The organism is Pseudomonas sp. NyZ201, from assembly GCF_049860765.1.
GTDB classification, from domain to species: Bacteria; Pseudomonadota; Gammaproteobacteria; order Pseudomonadales; family Pseudomonadaceae; genus Aquipseudomonas; species Aquipseudomonas bharatica.
This window is the reverse complement of record NZ_CP187557.1, coordinates 5,498,184-5,513,684: the sequence shown is the minus strand read 5'-3', so window position 1 is coordinate 5,513,684 and position 15,501 is coordinate 5,498,184. Positions and strand designations below refer to the sequence as shown.

Sequence of the window (15,501 nt, the reverse complement as noted above, 5' to 3'; positions counted from 1 at the left end):
CCATGTCCAATCTTTCACTGCCAAACGTCGATCTACCCCGCGTCAGCCGCAAGACCATCGCCCTGGCCGCCATTCCCCTGATTGCCATCGGTGCCTGCGCCGCGTTGTTCAACCAGGTGTTCTTCTACAACGAAGCCGGCCAGATGGCTCACGTGCGCACGATCTTCGGCGAGGAGAAAGTGGTCGAGGACGTCGGTTACGCCACCCAGTGGTTCGGGCGCACAACGGTGTGGAAGCGCACCATCGGCGTTCAATCGGCCTTGCAGGGCGATACCCATGCCAGCGGCAATCCGACGGTGACGGTCGGCACTCTGCCGATCGTGTTCCTTGGCAACGTCGACGCCAAGGCCGAGTTCAGCACCCAGTTCCGCATGCCGAGCGGCGAAGCCTTCCTGACCATCGCCCATGAGTACCGCACGCCGGAGAACTTCCTGCAGCGCGCATTGCTCCCGGCGGTCAAGGAAACCCTGCAGGCCACCGCTTCGCTGATGAGCGCCGACGACTACTACGCCGGTGACCGCAACCAGTTCGGCGCCGAGTTCGAGAACCAGTTGCGTGATGGCCTGTACCTGACCAAACGCAAGGAAGTGCGGGTCCAGCGTGACCACTCGCCGGCGCAGACGGCGATCCTCCAGGCCGGCACCGAGCAGGGGCAATACGGCGACAGCATCTCCACGCGCTTCGTCATCGAGAAGCTGCGTGACGAGAACGGCGTGGAAATCCGCAAGCAACAGCAGTTCCGCCTGTTCGGCGTGGATGTGGTGGACGCCCGGGTCACTCACATCGACCCAAATCCGCAGTATCAGGAGCGTATGGTCCGTGTGCAGCAGGCTCTTGCCGAGCTGGCCGTGGCCCGGCAGAACCGGCTCAAGGAAGAGGAGGAGAAGCAACTGGTCTCCGCCCGCGGTGCCAAGGATGTCGAAGCCAAGCGCCAGGAAAGCCTGCGCCAGCAGATCGAGCGCACCACCCAGGCCGAGACCGAAAAACAGCTCACCCTGATCAATGCCGAACGCGAGCAGCGCCGCGCCGAGATCGAGAAGAAGACCGCCGAACTGCTGCGGGACAAGGCCCGGGTTACAGGTGAAGCGACCAAGATAACCGCTGATGCCGAAGCCTATGCCCGGGCGGCGTCGATCAAGGCCGACGGTGCGTTGCAGGCGAAGCTCGATGCGTTGGTGCGGATCAACCAGGCGTGGGCCGAGGCGGCAGCTCGTGCACCGGTGCCGTCGGTCATGATGGGCGCCGGTGACGGCGGAACCGGACGGCAGGACGAGATGGGCAAGCTGATGAGCGTGCTGGCGACCAAGGCGGCGCGGGATCTGGCGGTGGATCTGCGAACGGAGTAACTGCTGGCGCTGGCAATTGACCCTTCCCGCCAAGACATGCTTTGCTCCGAAGGCTTGCAAGCAACCAACGGCTACGCGGTCACTGTAGGAGCTGGCTTGCCTGCGATGGACCGCGGCAGCGGTCCCAAAACCGGCTACGCCGGGTCGTCTGGTTGATCGCGATCAGACCGGCGCTGAATCCAGCGTTGTTGTATGGCGCATGCTCGTGCTGGATGGATTTGGGACCGCTTTGCGGTCCATCGCAGGCAAGCCAGCTCCTACCTGGACCGCGTCGTTTTCCAAAGGAAAAGGGAGCGTCATGTCAGACTTCAAGTTGCATTGTTTTGCTGAGTCCGGAAACGCCTACAAGGCCGCGTTGATGCTCGAACTGAGTGGCCTGGACTGGGAGCCGGTGTTCGTCGATTTCTTCCACGGGCAGACACGCCAGGCTGCCTGGCGCGACGAGGTCAACGAGCAGGGCGAGGTGCCGGTGCTGGAACATGCCGGGCAGACGCTGACCCAGTCGGCCTTGATCCTCGACTACCTGGCCGGGTACAGCGGTCGTTTCGGGCCGCAAAGCGAGGAGGAGCGCCGCGAGATCTGGCGCTGGATGCTCTTCGACAACCACAAGTTCACTTCCTATTACGCCACCCTGCGCTTTATCTACGGGCTGAAGCACAGCGGCGAGACGCCGGTCACCACGTTCCTGCGCGAGCGTGCGAAAGCGGCCTACGACATCGTCGATGGGCACCTGGCCCATCGTCCGTTCATGCTCGGCGAGCGCCTGACCATCGCCGACTTCTCCCTGGCCGGCTACGTCTTCATGCCGGAAGATACCGGCATGGACCTCGCTGCGTATCGCCATATCGAGGCCTGGAAAGACAGGATTCGCGACCTGCCGGGCTGGAAGCCACCCTATGAGCTGATGCCGGGCCGACCAGCGCAGGCCTGAAAACGAAAAGCCCCCTGGAGCCGAGGCTCACAGGGGGCTTTTCGTTTCAGCGCAGGAATCAGACGTTGAAGCGGAAGTGCATCACGTCACCGTCCTTGACGATGTAGTCCTTGCCTTCCAGGCGCCATTTACCGGCTTCCTTGGCACCGCCTTCACCCTTGTACTGGATGAAGTCGTCATAGGCGACCACTTCGGCGCGGATGAAGCCTTTCTCGAAGTCGGTGTGGATCACGCCGGCCGCCTGTGGCGCGGTGGCGCCGACGCGCACGGTCCAGGCGCGGACTTCCTGCACGCCGGCAGTGAAGTAGGTCTGCAGGTTGAGCAGGGCGTAGCCGGCACGGATCACGCGGTTCAGGCCAGGCTCTTCCAGGCCCAGGGCCTCGAGGAACATGTCCTTCTCTTCGCCTTCGTCCAGCTCGGCGATTTCAGCTTCGATCTTGTTGCATACCGGCACCACCACCGCGCCTTCTTCTTCGGCGATGGCGCGCACCACGTCCAGGTGCGGGTTGTTGTCGAAGCCGTCTTCGGCCACGTTGGCGATGTACATCACCGGCTTGCTGGTCAGCAGGTGGAAGCCGCGAATCACCGCCTTCTCGTCGTCAGCCATGTTCTTCATCAGGCTGCGCGCCGGCTTGCCTTCGGTGAAGTGCGGGATGAGTTTTTCGAGGATGGCTTTCTGCGCCAGGGCTTCCTTGTCGCCGCCCTTGGCGTTGCGCGCGACCTTCTGCAGTTGCTTCTCGCAGCTGTCGAGGTCGGCGAAGATCAGTTCCAAGTCGATGATCTCGATGTCACGCTTGGGGTCGACGCTGTTGGAAACGTGGATCACGTTCTCGTCTTCGAAGCAGCGCACCACGTGGGCGATGGCGTCGGTCTCGCGGATGTTGGCGAGGAACTTGTTGCCCAGGCCTTCACCCTTGGACGCGCCCGCCACCAGGCCGGCGATGTCGACGAACTCCATGGTGGTCGGCAGGATGCGCTGTGGCTTGACGATGGCCGCCAGGGCGTCCAGGCGGGCGTCCGGCATCGGCACGATGCCGCTGTTCGGCTCGATGGTGCAGAAGGGGAAGTTCTCCGCCGCGATGCCGGATTTGGTCAAGGCGTTGAACAGGGTGGACTTGCCGACGTTGGGCAGGCCGACGATGCCGCAATTGAATCCCATGGTGAATCCCTCTTCGTGAAGTCAGGCCTTCTGGCTGTGCAGCTCTCTCATCGCACGCGCCCATTCGCCGGCGAGGATGTCCGGCAGCACGCCGAGGGCAAAATCGATACTGGCGTCGAGCTTGTCCTGTTCGGCGCGGGGCGCCTTGCCCAGGACGAAGTTGGACACCAGCTTGGCATCACCCGGGTGGCCGATGCCAAGCCGCAGACGGTGAAAGTCGTTCTTGTTGCCGAGCTGCGCGATGATGTCGCGCAGGCCGTTGTGCCCGCCGTGGCCGCCGCCCTTCTTGAGTTTGGCGACGCCGGGGGGCAGGTCGAGTTCGTCGTGGGCCACCAGGATGGCATCTGGCTCGATACGGAAGAAGTTGGCCAGAGCGGCAACGGACTGGCCGCTGCGGTTCATGTAGGTGGTGGGGATCAGCAGGCGAACATCGTGGCCCTGATGGCTGAATTTTGCCGTCAGGCCGAAATACTTGCGGTCAGCGGTCAGGTTGACGCGCTGGGCGCTGGCAATGCGTTCAACGAAAAGAGCCCCTGCGTTATGCCGGGTCTGTTCGTATTCGGGGCCCGGGTTTCCCAGGCCGACGATCAACTGGATGGCGGTCACGTCAGGGGCTCTTCCTTGGAGTTGGGGATTGCGGCATCAGCGCCGCAATCCGGGCAACACCGGCGAACCGAGTGGATTACTCGGCAGCGCCTTCTGCTTCAGGAGCAACGCGCGGAGCGTGAACGTTGGCAACGGCCTTGTCATCACCGTGGGCCAGAGCAACGAACTCTACGCCTTTCGGAGCTTTCAGGTCCGACAGGTGGACGATGGTGCCGATTTCAGCGTTGGCCAGGTCAACCTCGATGAACTCAGGCAGGTCCTTGGCTTCGCAGGAAACTTCGATCTCGTTCAGGGTGTGGGAGATCTCGCCGCCTTTCTTGACCGGAGCTTCTTCGTTGATGAAGTGAACCGGAACAACGGCAGTCAGTTTCTGGCCAGCAACGACGCGAACGAAGTCAGCGTGCATGATGTACTGCTTGGCTGGGTGACGCTGCATTGCCTTGACAATGACGTTCTGCTTTTTGCCATCGACGTTCAGTTCGATAACGTGGCTGAAGGCAGCTTCGTTTTCGAACAGCTTGGCGATTTCCTTGGCCAGGATGGTTACGGACTCGGCGTCCTTGTTACCACCGTAGACAACGGCAGGGATGCTGGCGGCATGACGCAGGCGGCGGCTCGCACCTTTCCCCAGGTCAGTACGCGCTTGGGCGTTCAGGATGAAATCGGTCATTTTGTATCTCCAAAATTAGCCTGTTCCGAATGGGGCTTGCGACCAGCACCAGAGCGGAAAGGGCAAAAAAGCCCCGCCCCAACAACCGGTGTTGGGGCGGGGCGCTTTACGTCAACGGATGTTCGCGAGGCTGATGCCTTAGCGGAACATCGCGCTGATCGATTCTTCGTTGCTGATGCGGCGAACCGCTTCGGCGACGACCGGTGCAATATCCAGTTGGCGGATACGGTCACAGGCTTGTGCAGCGGCGGACAGCGGGATGGTGTTGGTCACCACCAGCTCGTCGAGCACGGAATTCTCGATGTTCTCGATCGCGCGACCGGAGAGTACAGGGTGCGTGCAATAGGCGTAAACCTTTGCAGCGCCGTGTTCTTTCAGGGCCTTGGCCGCATGGCACAGGGTGCCGGCGGTATCGACCATGTCGTCGACCAGAATGCACGTACGTCCTTCGACGTCACCGATGATGTGCATCACTTCGGAGTGGTTGGCCTTCTCGCGGCGTTTGTCGATGATACCGAGATCCACGCCCAGGGACTTGGCGACGGCGCGTGCACGCACGACACCCCCGATGTCCGGGGAGACGATCATCAGGTTCTCGAAACGCTGGTCTTCGATGTCATCCACCAGGACGGGGGAGCCGTAGATGTTATCTACCGGAATATCGAAGAACCCCTGGATCTGGTCAGCGTGCAGGTCGACGGTGAGAACACGGTCGATACCCACGACGGTGAGCATGTCAGCGACGACTTTGGCGCTGATTGCAACACGCGCCGAACGCGGACGGCGGTCCTGGCGGGCATATCCGAAGTAAGGAATCACAGCGGTGATTCGGGACGCTGAGGAGCGGCGGAAGGCGTCGGCCATCACTACCAGTTCCATCAGGTTATCGTTGGTTGGCGCGCAAGTCGGCTGAATGATGAAGACGTCCTTACCGCGAACGTTTTCATTAATCTCAGTGCTGATTTCGCCGTCGGAGAACTTGCCGACAGAAACATCACCCAGTGGGATATGCAGCTGACGTACGACACGCCGAGCCAGATCGGGGTTGGCGTTCCCCGTAAAGACCATCATCTTGGACACGCGCAGTACCTGAAGGCTGAGGGTATACCTGGATGAGTATAAGGAAAATGGCAGGGGCGGCTGGATTCGAACCAACGCATGGCAGGATCAAAACCTGCTGCCTTACCGCTTGGCGACGCCCCTGTATCTGTTGCTGCGAGTACCTGGTACTCGATTCCTAGCGCAGACTTCGTAGCTTGCGATGCAACATCGAAACATTGCTTCCCTTTGCCACGAACCCTGTTTGGGTCTCTGCAAGAAGGGCCAAAACTCTATCAGCTTCAGCTTTGTCTGGGAAGGCCCCAAACACACAACTTCCAGTGCCGGTGAGTCTTGCTTCAGTGAATTTGTTTAATAAATTCAAGGCGTTACGTACTTCTGGGTAACTTTGCTCAACTACCGCTTGACAGTCATTTCGACTGTTTCCCTCGGGAACGGGGCGCACTTTAATGGGCTTTGAATTACGTGTCAACAAAGGATGCGAAAAAATTTCCGCCGTACTTACAGACACTTGCGGAACCAGCACGACGTACCAGGGCTCGTGCGGATCGACGGGCGTGAGCTTTTCCCCCACGCCTTCGGCAAAGGCCGCATGGCCGCGAACGAACACCGGCACGTCGGCGCCCAGGCCCAGGCCGAGCTCGGCGAGCCGGTCTTCACCGCAGGCGGTTTGCCACAGATGATCGAGGGCGAGCAGGGTGGTCGCCGCGTCCGAGCTGCCGCCGCCGATGCCGCCGCCCATGGGCAGCACCTTGTGCAGCCAGATGTCGGCACCCAGCGTGGTGCCGGTCATTTGCTGCAGCTTGCGCGCGGCGCGGACGATCAGGTTGCTGTCGTGGGGAACGCCGGCGATGTCGGTGTGCAGGCGGATCTGGCCATCCTCGCGCACGGCGAAGTCCAGTTCATCGCCATGGTCGAGGAACTGGAAGAGGGTTTGCAGCTCGTGATAGCCATCGGCGCGGCGCCCGAGGATATGCAACATCAGGTTGAGCTTGGCCGGCGCCGGCAAGGTCAGGCGTTCGCTCATTTCAGTGCCCCAGCTGGCGCGGTTGCCATTCCTTGAGGACCACGGTCACGTCCAGGTCCTGGCCGTGCATCTTGATCCGCTCGGGCAGCCAGTAGCCGTTCTGTTCGGTGTAGCGGGTGTATTCCACCTGCCAGCCGTCCTGCTCCAGGCTGGCCAGGCGGCTGTCGCCGTCGAGGGTCAGCCGGCTCTTGCTGTCCGGCGCAGGCAGGCCGCGGACCCACCAGACCAGGTGCGATACCGGCAATTCCCAGCCCAGTTGCTCGGCCAGCAGGGTTTCCGGAGTCGGCGCCTCGAAGCGGCCCTGGTTGGCGACTTCCAGCACCACCTGGCCCGGGCGCCCGGTCAGGCGTGCGGCGCCGCGGCCCAGCGGGCCGGACAGGCGGATATCGTAATAATCCTGGCGTTGCAGCCAGAACAGCGTGCCGCTGCCGGAGTCCTTCGGCGCGCGGATGCCGACCTTGCCGCTGATTTGCCAGCCGTCGAGGGTGCTCAGTTGGGCTTTATGTTCTTTCCACAGTTGTGGACTGCCCTGGCCCTGTACGGCTTCCTTGGAACCGAAGCCGGCGCAACCGGCGAGCAGGGCAATCAGGCTGAAGGTGATCAGGTGGCGCACAAACATAGGCTTAAAGGGTCTCGGATCCGGTCAGGCGCAGGATGGTCTTGCGCAGGATAGGGCTGTCGGGCTGGGCTTCGAAGGCCTTGGCCCAGACCTGGCGGGCTTCGCGTTGCTTGCCGTTGGCCCAGAGCACTTCGCCCAGGTGGGCAGCGACTTCGTGGTCGGGGAAGCGCTCCAGGGCACGGCGCAGCAGGCGCTCGGCCTCGTCCAGGTTGCCCAGGCGGTAATTGACCCAGCCCAGGCTGTCGAGCACGGCCGGGTCGTCGGGGGTCAGCTGGTGGGCTTTTTCGATCAGCTGCCGGGCTTCGGCGTAGCGAGTGGTGCGATCGGCGAGGGTGTAGCCAAGGGCGTTGAGGGCCATGGCGTTTTCCGGCTCGCGGGTGATGATGGCGCGCAGGTCTTTTTCCATCTGCGCCAGATCGTCGCGCTTCTCGGCGAGCATGGCCCGGGTATAGAGCAGGTTGAGATCGTCCGGATACTGCTTGATGGCATTATCGAGGACGCGCCGGGCCTGGTCTTCCTTGCCATTGTTGCCCAGGGTCTCGGCTTCGATCAGGTACAGCTGGATGGCGTAGTCGGGCTGGCTGTCGCGGGCCTGGTCGAGGCGGCGGATGGCTTCGTCGGTGCGGCCGTTGGCGATAAGGATATCGGCCTGGCGCAGTTGCGCCGGCAGGTAATCGTTGCCGGCGCCGACCTGGGCGTATTCGCTGAGGGCACCTTCGAGGTCGTTGCGCTCCTCGCGGATGCGGCCGAGGTTGAGGTGCGCGGCATCGACGTGGCTGTCACGGTCGATCAGGTCCTGCAGGTAGCCGGACGCCTCGTCGTAGGCCTTGGCCTCGAGGCTGACGAGGGCCAGGGAATAACGCAGTTCGTCGTCGTCCGGGTATTGCTGGAGCAGGCTGGCGAATTCGTTCTTGGCATCGTCGATGCGGTCCTGCTCGACCAGCATGCGTGCGTAGGTCAGGCGCAGGCGCTTGTCGTCGGGGTTGCGCGCGATGCTCTTGCGCAGCAACGGCAGGGCTTCACCGCCGCGGTCGAGACTTTGCAGCAGGCGTGCGCGCAGCAGGACCGGGGCGATTTCGCTGTCCTGCTGCGGCGGATGGGCTTCGAGCAGGGCCAGGGCCTCCTCGGATTTGCCGTCCTGTTGCAGAAGCAGGGCCTTGCCGAATACCAGCTGGCTGTTATCGGGGTATTTCTGCAGCAGACGATCGAAGCTCTTGAGCAGGCCGTCGCGGGTGTCCTGGTCGGTTTCCGCGGCCGACAGGGCAAGGAAGTCGAAATGGGTATCGCCCTGGCCCTGCAGGACCTTCTCCATGTAACTCATGGAATCGTCGTAGCGCCCTGCGCGGGCAAGCTGGATGGCCGCGGCACGCTGCGCATCGATGTTTTCCGGGTCGTTCTTCGCCCACAACAGCGAAGCCTCCAGCGTCGATTGGTCGGCGCCCAGGTATTCGGCAATGCGGAAGGCGCGCTCGGAAACGCCGGCGTCCTGGGTCTTCTCGGCCTGGACCATATAGTTGTCCAGGGCGATGTCGAAGCGATTGCGCTGCCCGGCCAGTTCCGCGACCAGCAGGCTGTAGAGCGTGTCCTGGGTGAACGAGCCGTACACCGTCGGCTCTGGCCTGGCCGCCGGCGCGGCGGCTTGCTCGGCGGCAGGCGACGAGGCCTCCCCGGAACCCGGCAGGGCCTGGCAGCCCTGGAGCAGGGCGAGGGCGAGCAGCAACGCGGAAGATCTATTCATAATGAGGATTTTGAGCGACTAACCTGCGGTCGGGCCATCATGACACAAGCGCCTGGGCAAACCCACTTCGCGATGGCGTTATGCATACAGTCTATAGAGACAATCGCGAGCGGTGGTTGTTCTCGATCCAGCGAAGTAGGACAATTATCGGCTTCACGTCACAACCAGCGACCTTGAATGGCCTTTCTTGCCCTCGGTATCAACCATAAGACTGCCTCGGTAGACGTACGCGAGCGCGTGGCGTTTACCCCCGAGCAGCTGGTCGAAGCCTTGCAGCAGCTCTGTCGACTGACCGCCAGCCGCGAAGCCGCGATCCTTTCGACCTGCAATCGCAGCGAACTGTACATCGAGCAGGACCACCTGGCGGCCGACAGCGTCCTGCGCTGGCTGGCCGATTATCATCAGTTGAGCGTCGAGGAGCTTCGGGCCAGCGCCTACATCCATGAGGACCACGACGCGGTCCGGCACATGATGCGGGTCGCATCCGGGCTCGACTCGCTGGTGCTCGGCGAGCCGCAGATCCTCGGCCAGATGAAGTCGGCCTACGCCGTGGCGCGCGAGGCCGGTACCATAGGCCCGCTGCTGGGGCGCCTGTTCCAGGCCACCTTCAACGCGGCCAAGCAGGTACGCACCGACACCGCGATCGGCGAGAACCCGGTATCGGTAGCCTTCGCCGCGGTGAGCCTGGCCCGACAGATCTTCAGCGACCTGGGGCGCAGCCAGGCGCTGCTGATCGGGGCCGGCGAAACCATCACCCTGGTCGCCCGCCACCTGCATGAGCAGGGCGTGCGGCGCATCGTGGTGGCTAACCGGACCCTGGAGCGTGCCAGCACCCTGGCCGAGCAGTTCGGCGCCCGTGCGGTGCTGCTGGCGGACATTCCACAGGAACTGGTCAACAGCGATATCGTCATCAGTTCCACCGCCAGCCAGTTGCCGATCCTCGGCAAAGGCGCGGTGGAGAGCGCCCTGAAACAGCGCCGGCACAAGCCGATCTTCATGGTCGACATCGCCGTGCCCCGGGATATCGAGCCGGAAGTGGGGGAACTGGACGACGTCTACCTCTATACGGTCGATGACCTGCACGATGTCGTCGCGGAAAACCTCAAGAGCCGGCAGGGCGCCGCCCAGGCCGCCGAGGAGCTGGTCTGCGCCGGCGTCGAGGACTTCATGTCGCGCCTGCGCGAGCTGGCGGCGGTGGATGTGTTGCGTGCCTATCGCCAGCAGAGCGAACGGTTGCGCGACGAGGAACTGCAAAAGGCACAGCGCCTGCTGGCCAACGGCGCGAGCGCCGAGGACGTGCTGGTGCAGCTCGCCCGCGGCCTGACCAACAAGCTGCTGCATGCTCCCAGCGTGCAACTGAAAAAGCTCTCTGCCGAGGGCCGCGTCGATGCGCTGGCCATGGCCCAGGAACTCTTTGCCCTCAACGAGGGCCCCACGGATAAAACCCCGCAATGAAAGCGTCGCTGCTGAAAAAACTGGAGATCCTCCAGGACCGCTTCGAGGAACTGACCGCGCTGCTCGGCGATGCCGAGGTCATTTCCGACCAGACCCGCTTCCGCGCCTATTCCCGGGAATATGCCGAAGTCGAGCCGGTGGCCGCCGGGTATGTGCAATGGCGCAAGCTGCAGGATGACCTCGAGGGCGCGCAAGCCCTGCTCAAGGACAGCGACCCCGACCTGCGCGAGATGGCCGTCGAGGAAGTCCGTGAAGCCAAGGAGCAGTTGCAGGCGCTGGAAGACCAGTTGCAACGCATGCTCCTGCCGAAAGACCCGAACGACGGGCGCAACGTGTTCCTGGAAATCCGCGCCGGCACCGGCGGCGACGAGGCGGCGATCTTCTCCGGCGACCTGTTCCGCATGTATTCGCGTTATGCCGAGCGGCGCGGCTGGCGCCTGGAAATCCTCTCGGAAAACGAGGGCGAACACGGTGGCTACAAGGAAATCATTGCTCGTGTCGAAGGCGAGGCGGTGTACGGCAAGCTCAAGTTCGAGTCCGGCGCGCACCGCGTGCAGCGGGTTCCCGAGACCGAGTCGCAGGGCCGCATCCATACCTCCGCCTGTACCGTTGCCGTGCTGCCCGAGCCCGATGAGCAGGTCGCCATCGAGATCAACCCGGCCGATCTGCGCGTGGATACCTATCGCGCGTCCGGTGCCGGTGGCCAGCACGTGAACAAGACCGACTCGGCGATCCGCATCACCCACTTGCCCACCGGTATCGTGGTCGAATGCCAGGAAGAGCGCTCCCAGCACAAGAACCGTGCCCGGGCGATGTCCTGGCTGTCGGCCAAGCTCAACGACATGCAGACCAGCGCCGCGCAGAACGCCATGGCATCCGAGCGCAAGCTGCTGGTCGGCTCCGGCGACCGCTCGGAACGGATCCGTACCTACAACTATCCACAGGGCCGGGTCACCGACCACCGCATCAACCTCACCCTGTATTCGCTGGACGAAGTCCTGGCGGGGGGCGTTGATGCCGTGATCGAACCGTTGCTGGCGGAATACCAGGCCGATCAACTGGCCGCACTGGGTGATTGAATGACCATTATCGCCAGCCTGCTCCGCAGCGCGGAGCTTCCCGACTCGCCGACACCGCGCCTCGACAGCGAATTGCTCCTGGCCGCAGCCATCGGCAAGACCCGCAGCTACCTGCACACCTGGCCGGAGCGCATCGTCGCCAGCGAGGCGGCGCAGACCTTCGCCGGGTACCTGCAACGGCGTCGCGCCGGTGAGCCGGTAGCCTATATCCTTGGCCAGCAAGGCTTCTGGAATCTTGATCTGGAAGTTGCCCCGCATACCCTGATCCCGCGTCCGGAAACCGAGCTGCTGGTGGAAACCGCCATGGCCCTGCAGCCTGCCACCAAGGCCCGCGTCCTCGATCTCGGCACTGGCACCGGCGCCATTGCCCTGGCCCTGGCCAGCGAGCGTCGTGAATGGCAGGTCACCGCCGTGGATCGCGTAGCCGAGGCCGTGGCCCTGGCCGAGCGCAACCGCGAGCGCCTGCAACTGGACAACGTCAGGGTGCTGCAAAGCCACTGGTTCAGCGCCCTGGACGGACAGCGTTTCGAGCTGGTCATCAGCAATCCGCCCTATATCGCTGCCGAAGACCCGCACCTGGTTGCCGGAGACGTGCGTTTTGAACCGAGCAGTGCGCTGGTGGCCGGCGCCGACGGCCTGGACGATCTGCGCCAGATCGTCGCCGAAGCGCCTGCGCACCTGGTCGAAGGCGGCTGGCTGCTGCTGGAGCACGGTTACGACCAGGCTGCGGCGGTGCGCGAGTTGCTGGCCCGACACGGCTTCGAGCAGATCGAAAGCCGTCTTGACCTCAATGCCCACGAGCGCATCACCCTGGGGCGCCTGCCGTGCTGACCGACGAGGAACTGCTGCGCTACAGCCGGCAGATCCTGCTGGCGCAGATCGATATCGACGGCCAGTTGCGCCTGAAGAATGCCAGCGCCCTGATCGTCGGGCTCGGCGGTCTCGGTTCGCCGGTCGCCTTGTACCTGGCGGCGGCCGGAGTCGGGACCTTGCACCTGGCGGATTTCGATACGGTCGACCTGACCAACCTGCAGCGGCAGATCATCCACGACGGCAGCATGGTCGGCCAGCCCAAGGTGGACTCGGCGCTGGCCCGCCTGCGCGCGCTGAACCCGGATATCCGGCTGGTCGCCCATCCTCGCGCGCTGGACGCGGACTCCCTGGCCGCAGCGGTGGATGCAATCGACCTGGTGCTGGATTGCTCCGACAACTTCGGCACTCGCGAAGCGGTCAACGCGGCCTGCGTCCAGGCCGGCAAGCCGCTGGTCAGCGGCGCGGCGATCCGTCTGGAAGGACAGTTGTCGGTGTTCGATCCACGGCGTGCGGACAGCCCCTGCTACCACTGTCTCTATGGCCACGGCAGCGATGCGGAACTGACCTGCAGCGAAGCCGGCGTCGTCGGGCCGCTGGTCGGGCTGGTCGGCAGCTTGCAGGCGCTGGAAGCGCTGAAACTGCTGGCCGGCTTCGGCGAGCCGCTGGTGGGCCGCCTGCTGCTGGTGGATGCCTTGGGCACGCGTTTCCGCGAGCTGAGGGTCAAGCGCGATCCGGGCTGCGCGGTGTGCGGGAGCCAACATGGTTGATGCCTCGGCGCCGGTCGGCGTATTCGACTCCGGCGTCGGCGGCCTCTCGGTCCTGGCCGAGATAGCCCGGCTGCTGCCCAACGAGTCGCTGCTGTATGTCGCCGATTGCGGGAACATTCCCTACGGGGAAAAATCTCCCGAGTTCATCCGTCAGCGTTGTCGCACTGTTGCCGGTTTCTTCCAGGAGCAGGGCGTCAAGGCCCTGGTGTTGGCGTGCAATACCGCGACGGTGGCCGCCGCCGCCGACCTTCGCGAGCAATTCCCGCACTGGCCGCTGGTCGGCATGGAGCCTGCGGTCAAGCCGGCGGCCGCAGCGACCCGCAGCGGCGTGGTCGGTGTGCTGGCTACTACCGGTACCTTGCAAAGTGCCAAGTTCGCGGCATTGCTCGACCGCTTCGCTACCGATGTCCAGGTGGTGACCCAGCCGTGCCCCGGCCTGGTGGAGCGCATCGAGTCGGGTGACCTGAACAGCCCGGCGCTGCGCCAGTTGCTGCAAGGCTACGTCGAGCCTCTGCTGGCTGCCGGTTGCGACACCATTATCCTCGGCTGCACCCACTATCCCTTCCTGCGTCCGCTGCTCAGCCAGATGGTTCCGCCCAGCGTGGCGATCATCGATACGGGGGCCGCAGTTGCCCGCCAGTTGCAGCGCCTGCTGGCCGAGCGCGAGCTGCTCGCCACCGGTCCCGCCCGGCCGGCAGAGTTCTGGACCAGCGCGGATCCCCAGCATCTGAAAAACATCCTGCCGTTGTTGTGGAAAAAATCGGACCTTGTGCGAAGCTTCTGCCGGTAATCGACAAAATTTTCACAAAAAGTCGAAAATTCACTGAACTCCTTTGTAAGCGCTGATTTCTGATACGTTGTCTGATGGGACAAAAAAACCAACAAGCAGGATTTCTATAAAGGACGTTTCTCATGAAGAAACTGATTTGCGCGGCTGCATTTGCAGTTGCAACCCTGGGGCAAGCATTCACCGCACAAGCTGCGGACATCACCTTCGCAGTCGGCCAGACCAGCGATTCGACCATGACCTATCGTCTCGGCCTGGAGTCCAACTGGGACGCCAGCTGGTGGCAGACCAGCGTCGGTCGCCTGACCGGCTACTGGGATGCTGGCTACACCTACTGGGACGGTGACGAAACCTCGAGCAACCACAGCCTGTCGTTCGCGCCGGTATTCGTCTACGAGTTCGCTGGCGGTTCGGTCAAGCCTTATATCGAGGCGGGGATCGGCGTCGCGGCATTCGCCCACACCAAGCTGGAAAGCAACAACCTGGGCGGCTCCTTCCAGTTCGAGGACCGCATCGGCTTCGGTCTGCGCTTTGCGGGAGGGCATGAGGTCGGTGTCCGGGCAATCCATTACTCCAACGCCGGCATCAGCCAGCCCAACGATGGTGTCGAGAGCTTCGCCCTGCATTACCGCATGGCGCTCTGAAGTTTGATGGATTGAAAGAAACGCCGCCGGAGATGGCGGTGTTTCTGGCTTTGTGTCGTTTTTATGGGCCTAATCGCTGGCAAGCCAGCGATTAGGCCCTCAGGTTCGCCGCAAAGGCCAAAGGCTGCTCACCGACATGGCTTCCAGCACCATCTCCGGCATCCGCTGCGGCAGCCGGTCGATGATTGCCAACGCCGCCGTTTCTGCCGTCCACCGCTGCGGCAGAGCGATCGTCGAGGTCACCGGCTTCTTCACGGTTTGCGGCGTAACCAGGGTCAGGTCTATTTCCTGTGGCGCCAGGCGACTGCGCATTTCGCTGAACCACTGGCCCAGGCTGTTATGTGCCGTGGGACTTTGGCTGCCTTCATGCTGCTGAAGTGCGGTAATGCTGCTGAGGATCCCCACGACCTGCGGCTTCCTGCCGGCCAGCAGCAGCGGCACGGCGTTGTCCAGGCAATAGGTGCTGGCGCTGACGTTGCTGGTGATCAGCGCTTCGAACATCGCCGTACCGCTGGACGCCCCGTCGAGGTAATCGCAGGTACCCGCATTGAGGATCAGCAGGTCCAGCGCACCCCATTCTTCCTGGATGCGCATGCTCATGGCTTCGGCGTCGGCCGCCTCGGCGAGGTTGCCGTGCAGCTCCAGGCAGCAGGGTGCCAGGTTGTTCGGCAGGGGATCGAAGGGCGCCCGCCCGCTGATCGCCACGCGATGACCAAGGGCAAGCAGGTGCAAGGCCAATGCATGACCGAGGCCGTTGCTGGCGCCGGTGACCCAGATTCGTTTGCTGTGCTCGGTTGTCAC

General features: G+C 63.3%; 16 protein-coding genes and 1 tRNA gene. 8 read left to right on the top strand and 9 right to left on the bottom strand.

The window, feature by feature from the left end; translation table 11 throughout:
- Positions 1 to 2: 2 nt before the first annotated feature.
- Together ACPFMA_RS24825 and ACPFMA_RS24820 are read left to right on the top strand one after the other, a co-directional pair.
- Entirely contained in the window at positions 3 to 1,346 is a 1,344-nt protein-coding gene (locus tag ACPFMA_RS24825; protein ID WP_425928950.1) for an SPFH domain-containing protein, read from the top strand.
- 298 nt (positions 1,347 to 1,644) lie between these two features.
- Positions 1,645 to 2,277 carry a glutathione S-transferase family protein gene (locus ACPFMA_RS24820; protein WP_425928949.1) on the top strand — a complete coding sequence of 211 codons (633 nt, stop codon included), beginning with the start codon at positions 1,645 to 1,647 and terminating at the stop codon, positions 2,275 to 2,277.
- Positions 2,278 to 2,335: 58 nt separating this feature from the next.
- Here the strand turns inward: ACPFMA_RS24820 and ychF are convergent, their stop codons facing one another.
- The 8 genes from ychF to ACPFMA_RS24780 all read right to left on the bottom strand — a co-directional run bounded on the left by ychF (position 2,336) and on the right by ACPFMA_RS24780 (position 9,155).
- On the bottom strand, positions 2,336 to 3,436 hold the full coding sequence (ychF, locus tag ACPFMA_RS24815) for a redox-regulated ATPase YchF (RefSeq protein WP_009405968.1): 1,101 nt from the start codon (positions 3,434 to 3,436) through the stop codon (positions 2,336 to 2,338).
- A 21-nt stretch (positions 3,437 to 3,457) separates the two neighbouring features.
- Positions 3,458 to 4,042 carry an aminoacyl-tRNA hydrolase gene (pth, locus tag ACPFMA_RS24810; protein ID WP_009405966.1) on the bottom strand — a complete coding sequence of 195 codons (585 nt, stop codon included), beginning with the start codon at positions 4,040 to 4,042 and terminating at the stop codon, positions 3,458 to 3,460.
- Between the two features lie 76 nt (positions 4,043 to 4,118).
- Positions 4,119 to 4,712: a 50S ribosomal protein L25/general stress protein Ctc gene (locus ACPFMA_RS24805; protein WP_009405964.1), complete on the bottom strand. Its 594-nt coding sequence runs from the start codon at positions 4,710 to 4,712 to the stop codon at positions 4,119 to 4,121.
- Between the two features lie 138 nt (positions 4,713 to 4,850).
- A complete protein-coding gene (locus tag ACPFMA_RS24800) occupies positions 4,851 to 5,792 on the bottom strand; it encodes a ribose-phosphate pyrophosphokinase (protein WP_009405962.1) in 942 nt (313 codons plus the stop codon).
- A gap of 48 nt (positions 5,793 to 5,840) precedes the next feature.
- A tRNA-Gln gene (locus ACPFMA_RS24795) sits at positions 5,841 to 5,915 on the bottom strand.
- Positions 5,916 to 5,949: 34 nt separating this feature from the next.
- Complete coding sequence (gene ispE, locus ACPFMA_RS24790; protein ID WP_420057617.1) at positions 5,950 to 6,798, bottom strand: 4-(cytidine 5'-diphospho)-2-C-methyl-D-erythritol kinase; 849 nt, start codon at positions 6,796 to 6,798, stop codon at positions 5,950 to 5,952.
- A gap of 1 nt (position 6,799) precedes the next feature.
- Entirely contained in the window at positions 6,800 to 7,417 is a 618-nt protein-coding gene (gene lolB / locus ACPFMA_RS24785) for a lipoprotein insertase outer membrane protein LolB (RefSeq protein ID WP_420057618.1), read from the bottom strand.
- Positions 7,418 to 7,421: 4 nt separating this feature from the next.
- The gene (locus tag ACPFMA_RS24780) at positions 7,422 to 9,155 is read right to left on the bottom strand and encodes a tetratricopeptide repeat protein (protein WP_425928947.1); all 1,734 of its coding nucleotides are present in this window, start codon (positions 9,153 to 9,155) and stop codon (positions 7,422 to 7,424) included.
- Between the two features lie 177 nt (positions 9,156 to 9,332).
- On the opposite strand from ACPFMA_RS24780, the gene hemA reads away from it, so the two are divergent.
- The 6 genes from hemA (at position 9,333) to ACPFMA_RS24750 (ending at position 14,700) form a co-directional block, all read left to right on the top strand.
- Complete coding sequence (hemA, locus tag ACPFMA_RS24775; RefSeq protein ID WP_009405954.1) at positions 9,333 to 10,610, top strand: glutamyl-tRNA reductase; 1,278 nt, start codon at positions 9,333 to 9,335, stop codon at positions 10,608 to 10,610.
- A complete protein-coding gene (gene prfA / locus ACPFMA_RS24770; RefSeq protein WP_064303603.1) occupies positions 10,607 to 11,689 on the top strand; it encodes a peptide chain release factor 1 in 1,083 nt (360 codons plus the stop codon). Before hemA ends, prfA begins: the two co-directional genes overlap by 4 nt.
- A complete protein-coding gene (prmC, locus tag ACPFMA_RS24765) occupies positions 11,690 to 12,520 on the top strand; it encodes a peptide chain release factor N(5)-glutamine methyltransferase (RefSeq protein WP_064303604.1) in 831 nt (276 codons plus the stop codon). It abuts the gene before it with no gap.
- Complete coding sequence (locus ACPFMA_RS24760; RefSeq protein ID WP_425928946.1) at positions 12,514 to 13,269, top strand: molybdopterin-synthase adenylyltransferase MoeB; 756 nt, start codon at positions 12,514 to 12,516, stop codon at positions 13,267 to 13,269. Before prmC ends, ACPFMA_RS24760 begins: the two co-directional genes overlap by 7 nt.
- On the top strand, positions 13,262 to 14,059 hold the full coding sequence (murI, locus tag ACPFMA_RS24755) for a glutamate racemase (RefSeq protein WP_064303606.1): 798 nt from the start codon (positions 13,262 to 13,264) through the stop codon (positions 14,057 to 14,059). The genes ACPFMA_RS24760 and murI overlap by 8 nt, the downstream gene beginning before the upstream one ends.
- Positions 14,060 to 14,181: 122 nt before the next feature.
- Positions 14,182 to 14,700 (top strand): acyloxyacyl hydrolase, encoded by a 519-nt coding sequence (locus ACPFMA_RS24750; RefSeq protein ID WP_064303607.1) that lies wholly within the window; start codon positions 14,182 to 14,184, stop codon positions 14,698 to 14,700.
- A gap of 99 nt (positions 14,701 to 14,799) precedes the next feature.
- Here the strand turns inward: ACPFMA_RS24750 and ACPFMA_RS24745 are convergent, their stop codons facing one another.
- Complete coding sequence (locus tag ACPFMA_RS24745; RefSeq protein ID WP_425928945.1) at positions 14,800 to 15,501, bottom strand: SDR family NAD(P)-dependent oxidoreductase; 702 nt, start codon at positions 15,499 to 15,501, stop codon at positions 14,800 to 14,802.

What these genes read in the sequence shown, in the direction of transcription:
- ACPFMA_RS24750 (WP_064303607.1), top strand. Translation starts at nt 14,182, where the DNA reads ATGAAGAAACTGATTTGCGCGGCTGCATTTGCAGTTGCAACCCTGGGG.
- murI (WP_064303606.1), top strand. Translation starts at nt 13,262, where the DNA reads ATGGTTGATGCCTCGGCGCCGGTCGGCGTATTCGACTCCGGCGTCGGC.
- ispE (WP_420057617.1), bottom strand. Translation starts at nt 6,798, where the DNA reads ATGAGCGAACGCCTGACCTTGCCGGCGCCGGCCAAGCTCAACCTGATG.
- ACPFMA_RS24825 (WP_425928950.1), top strand. Translation starts at nt 3, where the DNA reads ATGTCCAATCTTTCACTGCCAAACGTCGATCTACCCCGCGTCAGCCGC.
- ACPFMA_RS24805 (WP_009405964.1), bottom strand. Translation starts at nt 4,712, where the DNA reads ATGACCGATTTCATCCTGAACGCCCAAGCGCGTACTGACCTGGGGAAA.
- ACPFMA_RS24820 (WP_425928949.1), top strand. Translation starts at nt 1,645, where the DNA reads ATGTCAGACTTCAAGTTGCATTGTTTTGCTGAGTCCGGAAACGCCTAC.
- ACPFMA_RS24780 (WP_425928947.1), bottom strand. Translation starts at nt 9,155, where the DNA reads ATGAATAGATCTTCCGCGTTGCTGCTCGCCCTCGCCCTGCTCCAGGGC.
- lolB (WP_420057618.1), bottom strand. Translation starts at nt 7,417, where the DNA reads ATGTTTGTGCGCCACCTGATCACCTTCAGCCTGATTGCCCTGCTCGCC.
- prfA (WP_064303603.1), top strand. Translation starts at nt 10,607, where the DNA reads ATGAAAGCGTCGCTGCTGAAAAAACTGGAGATCCTCCAGGACCGCTTC.
- ychF (WP_009405968.1), bottom strand. Translation starts at nt 3,436, where the DNA reads ATGGGATTCAATTGCGGCATCGTCGGCCTGCCCAACGTCGGCAAGTCC.
- hemA (WP_009405954.1), top strand. Translation starts at nt 9,333, where the DNA reads ATGGCCTTTCTTGCCCTCGGTATCAACCATAAGACTGCCTCGGTAGAC.
- prmC (WP_064303604.1), top strand. Translation starts at nt 11,690, where the DNA reads ATGACCATTATCGCCAGCCTGCTCCGCAGCGCGGAGCTTCCCGACTCG.